Genomic DNA, 14,445 nt, shown 5'->3' on the forward strand with positions numbered 1-14,445 from the left:
GATGACGACCACGGAACCGGAACGGCCACGGGCGGAGGCGGAACAGCCGGGGACGGAACCGGAACGACCACAAACGGAAACGCGACAGCCGGGAACGGAACCGGAACGCCCGCGAACGGAGACCCGACAGCCGGTGACGGCCCCGGGAGCGCGCGGGGCCCCGGGGCTGGGGCTGACCTGGAGTCTGCGCGGCCGTGGCCCGGAGGACGTACCGGTGCTGGCGGACCCCGGGCCGCCGCTCGGCCGCCCCGCCGGGCCTGCCACCGGGCACGGGGTACGCGTGTGCGTGGTGGATTCGGGCGTGGAGCGGGACCATCCGCTGATCGGCCCGCTGGCCGGTTCCTGGGTGGTCGTCAAGGACGCGGAGAGCGGGGAGATCACGGTCGAGCCGACGACCACCGGGGACACCTGCGGGCACGGCACCGCGTGCGCGGGCATCGTCCGCCGGACCGCCCCGGAGTGCGAGATCCACAGCGTGCGGGTGCTCGGGGAGCGGTTCTCCGGCACCGGCGACGTCCTGATGGCCGGGCTGCGCTGGGCGGTGGAGCAGGGCTTCGACGTGGTCAACCTCAGCCTGTCGACGACCCGCACACGGTTCGCGCAGGAGCTGCACAGCCTGGCCGACAGCGCCTACTTCGCCCGTACGGTGATCGTCGCCTCGGCCCACAACACCCCGGTGGAGAGTTTCCCCTGGCGGTTCGCGTCCGTCATCTCGGTGGGCAGCCACCAGGAGGACGACCCCGAACTGCACCTGTACAACCCGGAGCCCCCGGTGGAGTTCTTCGGCCCCGGCCAGAACGTGACCGTGCCGTGGCTGGGCGGCCGGACGATCCGCACCACGGGGAACAGCTTCGCCACGCCGTACGTCGCCGGGCTCTGCGCCCGCGTCCTGTCCGCGCATCCGCGGATGACGGCCTTCCAGCTCAAGAACGCCCTCTATCTGTCCGCGGCCAATGTGCGCCACACGCCGCGTCCTTCCACTGCGGCAGGAGATATCCGTGATGACTCCGAGAACTGATCCCGCTCCCTCCCTCTCCCCCACCGCCGCCCCGGTCGCCGACGCCGACGCCCGGACCGCCGACGCGCCGCGCCGCGAGTTGCTCCAGTCGGTGGTCGACGTGGCCCGCGCCATCTTCGGGGCCGAGGCCAGCTCGGTCTTCCTGCTCGACGAGGAGGCGGACGAGCTGGTCTTCCAGGCCGTGTCCGGGCAGGGCGAGGAGTTCCTCGTGGGCCGCCGCTTCCCGGCCGGCCGCGGGATCGCCGGATGGGTGGCGACCTCCGGCGAGCCGATGGTGGTGGACGACCTGAGCGCCGATGCGTCCTTCGACCGCTCGCTGGCCGAGTCGACCGCGTACGTGCCGAACGCCCTGATGGCGGCCCCGCTCATCAGCGACTCCCGGATCCTCGGCGTACTGGAGGTGCTGGACCCGTCCCCGCAGGCCAGGTCGGGCCTCCGGGAGCTGGACCTGCTCGCGATGTTCGCCCGGCAGGCCGCCGCGGCGCTGCGGGTGGTCACCCCGGAGCGGGTGCGGGAGGCCGAGCAGCGCGCGGCGTCCGGCGCGGGCCTGCTGGAGGGTGCGCGGCGCGAGGACGCGCTGAAACTGCTGGGTAGCCTGGAGCGACTGCTGCGGGGCGTCGGCTGAGGAGGCCGGCGGCCGCACCCGTCGTCCGGACGGGAGTAGCCACCGGCCCGGCGGGCAGGAGCGGGGCGTCGGCACAAGGAAAGGGACCCGAACGATGAAGCTCGCATTCTCCACCCTCGGAGTGCCGGGAACGCCGGTATCCGAGGTCGTCCGGCTCGCCGCCGGGAACGGCTACGGCGGGGTGGAGCTGCGCGTCCACCCCGAGGAGCCGGTGCACCTGGGGCTCTCGTCGCTGGAACGGGCCGATGTGGTCGAGGCGTTCAAGGCCGGCGGGGTGGAGATCCTGGCCCTCGCCGGTTATGTGAAGGCGGCTGCCGAGGGGGACGACGAGCCGGTCCTGGCGGAGCTGTCCGAGCTGGTGAAGCTCGCCCGGGACCTGGGCGCGTCCTACGTCCGGGTCTTCCCGGGCGGCGGCGACCAGGAGCAGGCGGAGGCCGACGCGACGGCTGCCCGGCGGCTCGGTGCGGCGGCGCCGGCCGCCGCCGACATGGGTGTGAGCATCCTGCTGGAGACCCATGACTCGCACCGGGCGGGCCTCGACGTCGCCCGGATCGTCGCCGCGGTCGGGCACCCCCGGGTCGGCGCGATCTGGGACGTGCTGCACACCTGGCTCGCCGGTGAGGAGCCGGCCGCCAGTCAGGCGGTGCTCGCCCCGCACCTGGGCTACGTCCAGGTGAAGGACGTCGCGTCGGCGGACGACCTCACCCCGGTGGCGCTGGGCTCCGGGGTGGTTCCGCTGGCGGTCTGCCTGGACGGGCTCGATCCGGACACGTGGGTGTGCTGGGAGTACGAGAAGCGCTGGCACCCGGAGGCGGCGGAGCTGCCGGGGCTGCTGGGCGCGGGGCGCGAGTACCTGCTGCGGCTCGGAGCGCCCAAGCAGTAGAGGCAAAGCGGCAGAGCCAAAGCGGCAGCCGCAGGGCGGCAGCGGCAGGGCAGCAGCGGCGGGGCGGTACGAGGGCGCGGGGGCCGACACGGAGCGGCGCACCCCGCGCTTTCGCGTGCGCGCGGGCGGTGTACGCCCGTGCGCTCCGTGTCCGTGCGGGGCGGCGCGCCCCTGCTTCCGGCCCGCCCGCTCCCGCCCCGCCGTTCGCGTGCGGGTCGTGACGTGGGCGGCCGGGCCCCTTGACCGGAAGTTATTTTCCATATAAGCGTACTCACTTGGAAGTTTCTTTCACCCCGGGAAGGAGCTCACGTGCCCCACCGCACCTCAAGACGCACCCTCCTCACCGCCACCGCTGCCGCCACGGCGGCGGCGGCCACCGGCGCCCTCGCCGCCACCCCCTCCGCCGCGTCCGCGCCCACCACGAACGCCTCCACCGACCGCCGGCTGCGACGGATCATCGCCGGGATGAGCCTGGAGGAGAAGGTCGGCCAGCTCTTCGTGACGCGGGTCTACGGGCACTCCGCCACCGACCCCGACCAGGCCGACATCGACGCGAACCTCAAGGAGATCGGGGTCCGTACGGCCGCCGAGTTGATCTCCACGTACCACGTCGGCGGCATCATCTACTTCACCTGGGCGCACAACACCCGCGACCCCCTCCAGATCGCCGACCTCTCCAACGGCCTCCAGCGCGCCGCGCTCGCCGAGCGCTCCCGGCTGCCGCTGCTCGTCTCCACCGACCAGGAACACGGCATCGTCTGCCGGGTCGGCGAACCCGCCACCCTCCTGCCCGGCGCGATGGCGCTCGGCGCGGGCGGCTCACGCTCCGACACCCGCCGGGCGGCCTGGATCGCGGGCGCCGAACTGGCCGCGCTCGGCGTCAACCAGAACTACGCGCCGAACGCCGACGTCAACGTCAACCCGGCCAACCCGGTCATCGGCGTACGGTCCTTCGGCTCCGACCCCACCGCGGTCGCCGCCCTGGTCGCCGAGCAGGTGAAGGGCTACCAGGGCGCGGGCATCGCGTCGACCGCCAAGCACTTCCCCGGTCACGGGGACACCAGCACCGACAGCCACACCGGGCTGCCCGTCATCAACCACACCCGCGCCCAGTGGGAGGAGCTGGACGCCCCGCCGTTCCGCGCGGCGATCCGGGCCCGTATCGACTCGATCATGACCGCGCACATCGTGGTCCCCGCACTCGACCCGTCCGAGGACCCGGCCACGCTCTCCCGGCCGATCCTCACCGGCATCCTCCGCGAGGAGCTGGGCTACGACGGGGTGGTGGTCACCGACTCGCTCGGCATGGAGGGGGTGCGCACGAAATACGGCGACGACCGCGTGCCGGTCCTCGCGCTGCTGGCGGGCGTGGACCAGCTGCTGAACCCGCCGAACCTCTCCGTCGCCTGGAACGCCGTGCTGGAGGCGGTACGGGGCGGCGAGATCAGCGAGGCGAGAGTCGATGAATCGATCCTGCGGATCCTGCGGCTGAAGAGCCGACTGGGTCTGTTCCGCGACCCGTTCGTCAGTCGGCGGGGCGTCGAGCGCACGGTCGGGAGCCGCGCCCACCGGGCCGCCGCCGACCGGATCGCCGAGCGCACGACGACCCTGCTCGCCGATCCTGGCGCCCTGCTGCCGCTCTCCCGCCGCAGCCACCGCGACCTGCTGGTGGTGGGGGCCGATCCGGCCTCCCCCTCCGGGACCACGGGCCCGCCGACCAGCACCCTGCGCGACGCCTTCGGCGAACTGGGCTTCGCCGCGACGGCGTTGTCCACCGGTACGGCTCCGAACCAGGCGAAGATCGCCGAAGCGGTCGCCGCCGCCGAGGGCAGGGACGCGGTGGTCGTGGCGACGTACAACGTCACGGCGACCAGCTCGCAGCGCACCCTGGTCACGGCCCTCGTGGCGACCGGCGTCCCGGTGGTCACCGTCGCGGTCCGCAACCCCTACGACGTCGCCCACCTCACCGGGACCGGAGTCGCCGCGAGCCTCGCCGCGTACTCCTGGACCGACGTCGAACTGCGCGCCGCCGCCCGGGTGATCGCGGGCCACGCCGATCCGGAGGGCACCCTCCCGGTCCCGGTGCAGCGCGCGGACGACCCGACGCGGGTGCTGTATCCGGTGGGCCACGGGCTGTCGTACTAGGGCCTTTCGTCCGCGAGGCCGCCCCAGCCCTACGGCGACCGGACGGCACCGCGCCCCGTACACCTGGCGTGGCCCGCGCCGGGTGTACGGGGCTGCGCCCGCCGGTCACCGGGAGAGTGACCGAAGGACGCAGCCCCTGGGGACGACGGCGCCGAGAACCGCACGTGGGCCGCCGCTACGGCCGCCGCTACGGCCGCCGCTACGGGCGCAGCGTGGCCTCGTCGCGCTCGATCTCGCCGTTGCGCTTGTCCAGCTTCTTGTCGAACTTCGCCAGCGGCTTCGCCTTGGCCGGGTCCGCCTCGACGGCCGCGGGGGCGACGCCCGCCCAGCGCAGGATCGCGGCGGTGGCCTTCGCCTTCTCGTCGGCGACGAGACCGGAGACCTTCGCGCCGTGGTTGCCGCCGGGGACGGTGTAGACGTAGCTGTCCTTCGCACCGCGTCCGAGACGGAACGGCTCCGCGCTCCACGGGTCGTTCTCGCCGTTGACGTACATCATCTGCCGGGCGTTGCGCTTGACCCAGCGGTCGACGTCCCGCATCGCGCCCCGGTCGAACTTCATCGGGATGGAGCGGGGCACGAAGTTGCGCGGGGGCTGGTAGCCGTAGCGGCTCAGGTTGCCGAGCCAGGGCTGCTTGATGTCCGGCGACCCGAGCTGGGTGCCCGCCTGGTAGTAGTACGGGGTGTACGTCTCCAGGCCCTGGTCGATGTAGCCGGAGAAGCCGGCGATGGCGTCGACGGAGTTCCAGATGTCCTCGTCGGTGGCCTTCTTGGCGTCAGCCGGGATGTCCACGCAGTCGGCGAGCAGGCTGTACTGCCAGAACGCGAACGTGTAGTCCATGACCGTGGCCTCGTAGGCGCGGTCGAGGGAGCCGACGGTGTTGAAGGTCCAGCCGTTGGCGGCGGCCAGCTCCTTGTACTTCTTCTGGAGCGGGGCCCGGCGGATCAGCGCCTCGCGCTGCACGCCCGCCAGCTTGTCGCGGCACTCCTCGGTACCGACCTCGGCGAAGAACCGGTCGTACGCCGAGTCCTCCTTGTCGTTGATGTCGTTGGGCGCGACGTAGGCGACGACGCCGTCCATGTCCTTCGGGTAGAAGCGCTCGAAGTACGTGGCGGTCATGCCGCCCTTGGACCCACCGGTGGCCAGCCACTTCTTGTCGTAGATCTTCTTCAGCGCCGTGAACACCCGGTGCTGGTCGCTGGCGGCCTGCCAGATGTCCAGCTTCGACCAGTCGGCGGGGGCCGGCCGGGACGGGGTGAAGTAGCGGTACTCCAGCGAGACCTGGTTGCCGTCGATGATCTGCGTCGGCTCGCTGCGGCTGGGGTTCGTGGAGACGTTGTAGCCGCTGGTGAAGAAGACCGTCGGGCGGCTCACGTCCTTGTGCAGCAGCGTCAGGCGCTGCTGGAACGTGCCCTTGGACGGCCGCCGGTGGTCGACCGGCTGGGTGTAGTTGAGGACGAAGTAGCGGTAGCCCGCGTAGGGCTTCTCCTCGATCAGGCTCATGCCCGGGATGGCCAGGATGCGGTCCTTGATGTCCTCGTTGCTCGCTTCGCCGCCCTGGGCGGCGCCGCTGCTCCGCTGCGCGGCCGGCTCCGCGGCGGTGGCCGCACCGGCCGAGGCCCCCGTGGCTCCGACCGTGCCTATGAGCACGGCGAGCGAGAGAACCCCTGTGAGTGACTTGCGCATGCACGCTCCCCTTGATTCACGACAGTCGCCGTGAACTTATCGGGGCAACACACGCCACGCCAGACCTGGTTGTCCGTGTCAGTGGAGAAGTCGGCCGAGAAGGGGAGGAGAGGGAGGAGAGGGCGGAGAAGGGGAGGAGTCGGCGGAAAGGTCAGCAGAGAATCCATCCGGTGGAGGCGGATTTCCTGCCGATCGCGCCGGTGGCCCGTACGCAGCGGTTGAGCGCGTTGACCGTGACCGGGCCGGCCATCTTCGTGTACTTGCCCTTGTCGGTGACGGCGCGGCCGCCGCGCGCCTGGAGCGTGACGCTCATCGTCCGCCGCTTGCCGGGCTTCTTGGCGACGGTCACCGCGCACGCCTGCGCGCGGCTCTTGTAGACGCGTAGTTCTCCCGTGGAGAACTCGACGGTCTTCGCGGGGCGGCCGGAGCAGCCGGAGGCGGCCCGCGCGACGCCGGGGGCGCCGAGCAGGGGGACGAGTCCGGCGAGCAGAAGCAGGACGAGGAAGCGGACCAGCAAGGGCCGTCCCGCCGGTCCCTGCGATCCCGCTGGTCCCGGCGATCCTGCCGGTCCTGGCCATCCCGCTGGTCCCGGCGATCCTGTCGGCCTCATGGGTCTCACCGGCTCCGCAGCTCTGCCGAACACATTCGCCCCCACCTGACGTCTGTACGCACCTGTGCGTCCCTGGCTACGACGCAGCAGACGCGTGGGAGGTTGCACCGCCGGACCCTATGGACCCGACGGCCCCGACGGCCCCGGCGGACCCGGCGGACCCGGTGGCCGTTCAGACGCCCGCCGGCTCGTCCTCCCCTATGCCCTCGCCGATGAAGGTGCGCCACAGCCGGGCGTACCGCCCGCCCCGGGCGAGCAGTTCGTCGTGCGTGCCGTCCTCGACGACGCGCCCGTGGTCCATGACCACGACCCGGTCGGCGCGGGCGGCGGTGGTCAGCCGGTGGGCCACCACCAGCGTGGTGCGGCGGCCGGCGAGGCGGTCGGTGGCCTGGTTCACCAGGGCCTCGGTGGCGAGGTCCAGGGCGGCGGTGGCCTCGTCCAGGAGCAGGATGTCCGGGTCGACGAGTTCGGCGCGGGCCAGCGCGATGAGCTGGCGCTGCCCGGCGGAGAGGTTGCGGCCGCGCTCGGCGACCTCGTGGAGGTAGCCGTCCTCCAGCGTGGCGATCATCTCGTGCGCGCCGACCGCGCGGGCGGCGGCCTCCACCCGGGCGTCGGTGGCGTCGGGCAGCCCGTAGGCGATCGCGTCGCGGACCGTGCCGGCGAAGAGGTACGCCTCCTGCGGGACGACGCCCAGGCGGTGCCGGTAGGCGGTCATGTCGAGGGTGCGCAGATCGGCTCCGTCGGCGGTGACCCGGCCGCCCGTGGGGTCGTAGTACCGGGCGACGAGCTTGACGAGGGTCGACTTCCCGGCCCCCGTCTCCCCGACGAACGCCACCGTCTGGCCGGCCGGAATACGCAGGTCGACACCGGTCAGGGCCTCCTCGTCGGAGCCGTACGCGAACGAGACGTCCTCGAACGCGATCTCGCCGCGCAGCGAGAGCACGTCGAGCGGCTCGTCCGGGTCGGCGGTCGAGGTGGGCTCGCGCAGCAGCTCCTGGATGCGGCCCAGGGAGACGGTCGCCTGCTGGTAGCCGTCGAAGACCTGGGAGAGCTGCTGGACGGGAGCGAAGAACAGTTCGATGTAGAGGAGGTAGGCGACCAGGGCGCCGACGGTCAGCGTGCCGTTGTCGACCCGGCCCGCTCCGACGATGATCACGGCGGCGGCGGCGATCGAGGCCAGCAGCTGGACGAACGGGAAGTAGACGGAGATCAGCCATTGGCCGCGTACCCGGGCCTGGCGGTAGTAGTCGCTGTGCTCGGCGAAGCGGACGGCCCCGTCGTGCTCGCGGCCGAAGGCCTGGACGATCCGGAGGCCGGAGACGGACTCCTGGAGGTCGGCGTTGACGGCGCTGATGCGGGTCCGGGCCAGCTCGTACGCCTTGACGCTGCTGCGCCGGAAGAAGACGGTGCCGATGATCAGCACGGGCAGGGTGGCGAAGACGACCAGGGCGAGCTGAACGTCCAGGACGAGCAGGGCGGCCATGATGCCGAAGAAGGTGACGACGGAGACGAACGCGGTGACGAGCCCGGTCTGGAGGAACGTGGCGAGCGCGTCCACGTCCGTCGTCATCCGGGTCATGATCCGACCGGTCAGCTCCCGCTCGTAGTAGTCGAGGCCGAGCCGCTGGAGCTGGGCGAAGATCTTCAGGCGGAGCGCGTAGAGGATCCGCTCGCCGGTCCGGCCGGTCATCCGGATCTCGCCGGTCTGCGCGACCCATTGGACGAGCACGACGACGAGCGCGATCGCGGACGCCGCCCACACCGCGCCGGTGGAGAGCTGGGAGACGCCCTCGTCGATGCCGTGCCGGATCAGGACCGGCAGCAGCAGGCCCATGCCCGCGTCGACGGCGACGAGCCCGAGGCTGATCAGCAGGACCGCGCCGAAGCCGCGCAGCAGCCGGCGCAGCCCGTAGGAGTCCTCCGCCCGCACGGCGGCGGTCTCGTCGACCTCGGGGGTGTCGGTGGCGGGCGGCAGGGCCTCGACCTGGGCGAGCAGCTCGGGCGTCGCGGGCATGCCGGCGACGGTGGTGTCCCGCTCCTCCTCCTCGCGGATCCAGAGCGCGGGGGTAATGCCGCGCTCCGCGTCGAACTCGGCGTCCAGCTCCTCCTGGAGCGCGCGGTCGTTCTCGGGGCCGGCCTCCGGGAGCGGCGGCCGGTGGCCGGGCGAGGTGCCGCCCAGCTCGTCGGGGTCGGTGAGGAGGCGGCGGTAGAGCGCGGAGGTGCGCTCCAGCTCCTCGTGGGTGCCGATCGCGGCGAGCTTCCCGCCGTCCAGGACGGCGATGCGGTCGGCGAGCTGGAGGGTGGAGCGGCGGTGGGCGATGAGGAGCGTCGTACGGCCCGCCATCACCTGCTTGAGGGCCTCGTGGATCTCGTGCTCGACGCGGGCGTCGACGGCGGAGGTCGCGTCGTCGAGGAGGAGGAGCCGGGGGTCGGTGAGGATGGCGCGGGCGAGGGCGACGCGCTGGCGCTGGCCTCCGGAGAGGGTGAGCCCGTGTTCGCCGACGGTGGTGTCGTACCCCTTCGGCAGGTCGGCGATGAACCGGTCGGCCTGGGCGGCGCGGGCGGCCTGTTCGATCTGCTCCTGGGTGGCGTCGGGGAGGCCGTAGGCGATGTTGGCGCGGATGGTGTCGGAGAACAGGAAGCTGTCCTCGGGGACGAGCCCGATGGCGGAGCGCAGGGACGCCTGGGTCAGCTCGCGGACGTCGTGGCCACCGATGAGGACGGCCCCGTGGGAGACGTCGTAGAAGCGGGGCAGCAGGAGCGAGACGGTGGACTTGCCGCTGCCGGACGCGCCGACGACGGCGACGGTCTCGCCGGGTTCGACGGTGAGCGAGAACCCGTCGAGGACGGGCCGCTCGGAGGCTCCGCTTCCAAGGTCCGTGTCTGTAGCGGAGGCGGAGCGAAGCGGAGCATAGCCGAAGCGGACGTCGTCGAACTCGATGCCGGCCGGGGCGTCGGCGGGCAGCTCCTTCGTACCGTCCTGCATGGAGGGCTCGGTGTCGATGAGTTCCAGGACGCGCTCCACACCGGCGCGGGCCTGCTGGCCGACGGTGAGGACCATGGCGAGCATCCGGACGGGGCCGACGAGCTGGGCGAGGTAGGTGGAGAAGGCGACGAACGTGCCGAGGGTGATCTCGCCCCGGGTGGCCAGCCAGCCGCCGAGGGCGAGCATGGCGACCTGGCCGAGCGCGGGCACCGCCTGGAGGGCGGGGGTGTAGCGGGAGTTCAGCCGGATGGTGCGCAGCCGCCCGGCGAACAGCCGGCGTCCGACCTCGCGGAGCTTGCCGGTCTCCTGGTCCTCCTGGCCGAAGCCCTTGACGACCCGGACCCCGGAGACGGCCCCGTCGACGACTCCGGCGACGGCGGCGGCCTGGCTCTGGGCGTACCAGGTGGCGGGGAAGAGGCGGGTGCGGGAGCGGCGGGCGATGAACCAGAGGGCGGGGGCGACGGCGAGGGCGACGAGGGTCAGGGGCAGCGAGAGCCACGCCATGATCACCAGGGAGATGAGGAAGAGCAGCACGTTCCCGATGGTCATCGGGAGCATGAACAGCAGCCCCTGGATCAGCTGGAGGTCGCTGGTGGCCCGGCCGACGACCTGCCCGGTGGACAGCTCGTCCTGGCGTTTCCCGTCGAGCCGGGTGATCGTCGTGTACATGTCCGTACGCAGGTCGTGCTGGACGTCCAGGGCGAGCCGGCCGCCGTAGTACCTGCGGATGTAGGTGGCTATGTAGACGAGGACGGCCGCGCCGATGAGCAGTCCGGTCCAGACGGCGAGGGAGCGGGTGTGGTCGGTGACCACGTCGTCGATGATCACCTTGGTGATGAGCGGGACGAGGGCCATGACGGCCATTCCGGCGAGCGACGAGCCAAGAGCGAGCACGACGTTGCGCCGGTACCGCCATGCGTACCCGGTCAGCCGCCGGCCCCACCCCTGTTGCTCTGCGCCCGTCACGCGTTGCCTCCCGTCGCGGCCTTCTCCTCGGCCTGTCCGCTGATCCAGCTGATCCAGCTGTTCCACGTGTTCCACCTGGCCTACCTGGTCTACCGGAAGGCACCAACGCCCGGGGCTGCGGATTTCATCCCGCCGCAACAAAGGGGGCGGCGAACGGGGCCGATGGTCGGGGGCGTCCGGTACGGGGTCCCAGGACCCGGGCCGGGGCCCCCGGCCCGGGTCCTGGGACCGGTTCGGAGCCACGGCCGGGCGGGTAGTCATTCGCAGCGGCATGGGCGGCCTCCTCGTCGGAAGGCCGTCGGAAGGGCCGCCGAAGGGGGCAGGAACCATGGCGACCGACCGGCTCAACGAGGCTTACCGCTGCGGACAGCTCTACGCGGCGCTCGCCGCGCTGGAGCGCCTCGGCGTGGGCACGCACCACTCCCTGGGGAGGCCCGGGACGCGGCGGCAGGTGTCCACCGAACCGCGCAAGCACCTCACCGTGCACCTGTGGCAGGCGGGCCGGTATCTGGCCGCCGCCGCCAACCGGGGCGAGGGGCCCGCCGCCGCGGTGGTGTTCCGGCAGGTGCCGGACCTTCTGCCACTGCGCCGGGAGCTGCCCGGGGAGATCCGGGACCCGGCGGAGCGGGCCCGGTTCCAGGAGGGCGTCCAGGTGCAGGAGGCCGCGATCGAGAAGGCGCTCGCGGAGCTGTGAGCGGGTCGGTCCCGGCCGGGGTCACCCCCGGCCGGGACCGGCCCACCGCGCCCCGTACGCGTACGGGGCTGCGCTTACGGCTACGCGTACCGCCTACGCATACGCATACGCATGCGGCCTACGCGTACGGCCCGCCCGTACCGCCTGCCCGTACGGCCTACAGGTGCGTCGGCTCGAACATCCGCAGCAGGGCCGGGAGCACGACGACGGACGGGCCCGGGGCCGCCAGCGCCTTGCCGAGGTCGGCGGCAAGGGACTCCGGTGTCGTCACGACGGCCGGTACGCCGAAGGACTCGGCGAGCGCGACGAAGTCCGGGCGGGAGAGCTCGGTGGCCGTGGCGGTGCCCTCGCCGAAGGCGTCCGTCATGTACTCGCGCAGGATGCCGTAGCCGCCGTCGTCGACGATCAGCCAGGTGAGCGGCAGGTCGTACTGGCGGGCGGTGGCCAGCTCCGCGATGGAGTACATCGCGCCGCCGTCGCCGGAGACCGCGAGCACGGGCTTCGTCGGGTCGGCGACGGCCGCGCCGATGGCCGCCGGGAAGCCGTAGCCGAGGCCGCCCGCGCCCTGGGCGGAGTGCATGGTGTTGGGGCGGCGGGCGTCGAACGCGGACCAGGCCCAGTACGCCAGGATCGTCATGTCCCAGAAGCTGGGCGCGGTGTCGGGCAGCGCCTCGCGGACGGCGGCGAGGACCTGCTGCTCCAGGGTCAGTTCCTGGGCGTCGATCCGGACCCGTACCTTCTCCAGCACCGTGGCCACGCGCTCCGCGGCGCCCGCGTCCTCGCGGGGCTCGACGGCCTCCAGGAGGTCGGCCAGGGCCTCGCGGGCGTCGGAGTGGATGCCGAGCGCGGGGTGGTTGGACTCCAGCTTCCCGGCGTCCGCCTCGATCTGGATCACCCGGCCGCGCGGGCGGAAGGTGTGGTAGTTCGAGGAGAGTTCGCCGAGCCCCGAGCCGACGACGAGGAGGACGTCCGCGTCCTCCAGGAAGTCGGTGGTGTGCCGGTCCTCCAGCCAGGAGCGCAGCGACAGCGGGTGCTCCCAGGGGAACGCGCCCTTGCCGCCGAAGGTCGTCACGACCGGCGCGTCGATCTTCTCGGCCAGCGCGAGGAGCTTGCCGGAGGCGTCGGAACGTACGACTCCGCCGCCCGCGATGATCACCGGGCGTTCGGCGTTCGACAGCAGGTGGGCGGCGGCGATCGTCAGCTCGGGGCGCGGGTAGAGCTCGCGCGGGGTGGCGTCCATGGCGCTGACGACCGGAAGCGCCGTCTCGGCGAGCAGCACGTCCTGCGGGATCTCCACCCAGACCGGCCCGTGGGGGGCGGTCAGCGCGGACTCCCAGGCGGCGGCGATGGCGGAGGGGATCTGCGAGGCGGACCGCACGGTGTGGACGGACTTCACGATGTCGCGGACGGATGCCTGCTGGTCGCGCAGCTCGTGGAGATAGCCGTGCCGCCCGCCGCCGAGCCCCGCCGTGGGGATCTGGCTGGAGATCGCGAGGACGGGCGCGGAGGCGGCGGCCGCCTCCTGGAGCGCGGCGAGCGAGGTCAGCGCCCCGGGACCGGTGGACAGGAGCAGCGGCGCCACCTCCCCCGTGATCCGGCCGTACGCGTCGGCGGCGAAGCCCGCGTTGTTCTCGACGCGGAGTCCGACGTACGAGAGGGAGGAGCGGCGCAACGCGTCGAACATGCCGAGCGCGTGCTGGCCGGGCAGCCCGAAGACGGTGGTCGCGCCGAGCCCCTGGAGGGACTCGACGACGAGGTCGCCGCCGTTGCGCCCGGCCGGCGGGTTCAGGACGGCGGCGGCCTGGGCGGCGGTGAGCCGCGGCCGGTCGTCGTGGTCGTGGCTCACTTGGCCGCGCCCTCCTTCGTCTCCTTCTCCGCCGCGATCTGGCGGGACATGATCGTCGTCAGCTCGTACGCGGCGTGCGAGGCGGCCACGGAGGTGATCTCGGCGTGGTCGTACGCGGGCGCGACCTCGACCAGGTCGGCGGAGACCAGGTGGCAGGAGGAGAGCCCGCGCAGGATCTCCAGCAGCTCGCGGGAGGTGAGGCCGCCGGCCTCGGGGGTGCCGGTGCCGGGGGCGTGCGCCGGGTCCAGGACGTCGATGTCGATGGAGATGTAGAGCGGACGGTCGCCGATGCGCTGGCGCAGCTGGTCGGCGATCTCGTCGACGCCGCGTCGCATGACGTCGGCGGAGGTGACGATGCCGAAGCCCATCTTCTCGTCGTCGGTCAGGTCCTGCTTGCCGTACAGCGGGCCGCGGGTGCCGACGTGGGAGAGGGCGGAGGTGTCGAGGATGCCCTCCTCGACGGCCCGGCGGAACGGGGTGCCGTGGGTGTACTCGGCCCCGAAGTAGGTGTCCCAGGTGTCCAGGTGCGCGTCGAAGTGGAGCAGGGCCACGGGCCCGTGCTTCTTGGCGACGGAGCGCAGGAGGGGCAGGGCGATGGTGTGGTCGCCGCCCAGGGTCATCAGGCGTGCGCCGGTGCCCAGGAGGTCGTCGGCCGCGCCCTCGATGGTCTCGACGGCCTCGTTGATGTCGAACGGGTTCGCCGCGATGTCCCCGGCGTCGGCGACCTGCGCGAGGGCGAACGGGGAGGCGTCCTGCGCCGGGTTGTACGGGCGCAGCAGCCGGGAGGCCTCACGGATGGCGTTGCCGCCGAAGCGGGCGCCGGGCCGGTAGGAGACCCCGGTGTCGAAGGGCACGCCGACCACGGCGACGTCGGTACGGCCTACCTCGTCGAGCCGGGGCAGCCGGGCGAACGTCGCGGGCCCGGCGTACCGCGGGACGCGGGAGGAGTCGATGGGGCCGCGCGGCGACTCGGTGCTGCTCATGGGGG

The 14,445-nt window shown here is 72.7% G+C and carries 10 protein-coding genes; 5 read left to right on the forward strand and 5 right to left on the reverse strand.

Going from position 1 to position 14,445, the window contains the following annotated elements; genetic code table 11:
• Window positions 1–133 precede the first annotated feature (133 nt).
• The 4 genes from D581_RS0121870 to D581_RS0121885 all read left to right on the forward strand — a co-directional run bounded on the left by D581_RS0121870 (window position 134) and on the right by D581_RS0121885 (window position 4,671).
• Complete coding sequence (locus D581_RS0121870; protein ID WP_018959338.1) at window positions 134–1,018, forward strand: S8 family peptidase; 885 nt, start codon at window positions 134–136, stop codon at window positions 1,016–1,018.
• A complete protein-coding gene (locus D581_RS0121875; protein ID WP_018959339.1) occupies window positions 1,002–1,643 on the forward strand; it encodes a GAF domain-containing protein in 642 nt (213 codons plus the stop codon). Before D581_RS0121870 ends, D581_RS0121875 begins: the two co-directional genes overlap by 17 nt.
• A 94-nt stretch (window positions 1,644–1,737) precedes the next feature.
• Window positions 1,738–2,526, forward strand: a complete 789-nt coding sequence (locus D581_RS0121880) for a sugar phosphate isomerase/epimerase family protein (RefSeq protein ID WP_018959340.1) — start codon at window positions 1,738–1,740, stop codon at window positions 2,524–2,526.
• Between the two features lie 309 nt (window positions 2,527–2,835).
• Complete coding sequence (locus D581_RS0121885; RefSeq protein WP_018959341.1) at window positions 2,836–4,671, forward strand: glycoside hydrolase family 3 protein; 1,836 nt, start codon at window positions 2,836–2,838, stop codon at window positions 4,669–4,671.
• Window positions 4,672–4,870: 199 nt separating this feature from the next.
• Here D581_RS0121885 and D581_RS0121890 read toward each other — a convergent pair whose 3' ends face one another.
• From D581_RS0121890 to D581_RS0121900, 3 genes are all read right to left on the reverse strand, one after another.
• Window positions 4,871–6,355 carry a S28 family serine protease gene (locus D581_RS0121890; RefSeq protein ID WP_018959342.1) on the reverse strand — a complete coding sequence of 495 codons (1,485 nt, stop codon included), beginning with the start codon at window positions 6,353–6,355 and terminating at the stop codon, window positions 4,871–4,873.
• A gap of 151 nt (window positions 6,356–6,506) precedes the next feature.
• The gene (locus D581_RS0121895) at window positions 6,507–6,872 is read right to left on the reverse strand and encodes a hypothetical protein (protein WP_018959343.1); all 366 of its coding nucleotides are present in this window, start codon (window positions 6,870–6,872) and stop codon (window positions 6,507–6,509) included.
• A gap of 265 nt (window positions 6,873–7,137) precedes the next feature.
• Window positions 7,138–10,917 (reverse strand): ABC transporter ATP-binding protein, encoded by a 3,780-nt coding sequence (locus D581_RS0121900; RefSeq protein ID WP_026290773.1) that lies wholly within the window; start codon window positions 10,915–10,917, stop codon window positions 7,138–7,140.
• 328 nt (window positions 10,918–11,245) lie between these two features.
• Between D581_RS0121900 and D581_RS0121905 the strand changes: the two genes are divergently transcribed.
• Complete coding sequence (locus tag D581_RS0121905; protein ID WP_018959345.1) at window positions 11,246–11,611, forward strand: hypothetical protein; 366 nt, start codon at window positions 11,246–11,248, stop codon at window positions 11,609–11,611.
• A 157-nt stretch (window positions 11,612–11,768) separates the two neighbouring features.
• Here D581_RS0121905 and D581_RS0121910 read toward each other — a convergent pair whose 3' ends face one another.
• Both D581_RS0121910 and speB read right to left on the reverse strand, forming a co-directional pair.
• Window positions 11,769–13,457: a thiamine pyrophosphate-binding protein gene (locus D581_RS0121910; RefSeq protein WP_018959346.1), complete on the reverse strand. Its 1,689-nt coding sequence runs from the start codon at window positions 13,455–13,457 to the stop codon at window positions 11,769–11,771.
• Window positions 13,454–14,440, reverse strand: a complete 987-nt coding sequence (speB, locus tag D581_RS0121915) for an agmatinase (RefSeq protein ID WP_018959347.1) — start codon at window positions 14,438–14,440, stop codon at window positions 13,454–13,456. The genes D581_RS0121910 and speB overlap by 4 nt, the downstream gene beginning before the upstream one ends.
• Between the last annotated feature and the right edge of the window lie 5 nt (window positions 14,441–14,445).

Source organism: Streptomyces sp. CNB091, assembly GCF_000377965.1.

Bases quoted from the DNA above. Each gene is read 5' to 3' on its own strand.
- D581_RS0121890 (WP_018959342.1), bottom strand. From the start codon at position 6,355: ATGCGCAAGTCACTCACAGGGGTTCTCTCGCTCGCCGTGCTCATAGGC.
- D581_RS0121905 (WP_018959345.1), top strand. From the start codon at position 11,246: ATGGCGACCGACCGGCTCAACGAGGCTTACCGCTGCGGACAGCTCTAC.
- D581_RS0121875 (WP_018959339.1), top strand. From the start codon at position 1,002: ATGACTCCGAGAACTGATCCCGCTCCCTCCCTCTCCCCCACCGCCGCC.
- D581_RS0121880 (WP_018959340.1), top strand. From the start codon at position 1,738: ATGAAGCTCGCATTCTCCACCCTCGGAGTGCCGGGAACGCCGGTATCC.
- speB (WP_018959347.1), bottom strand. From the start codon at position 14,440: ATGAGCAGCACCGAGTCGCCGCGCGGCCCCATCGACTCCTCCCGCGTC.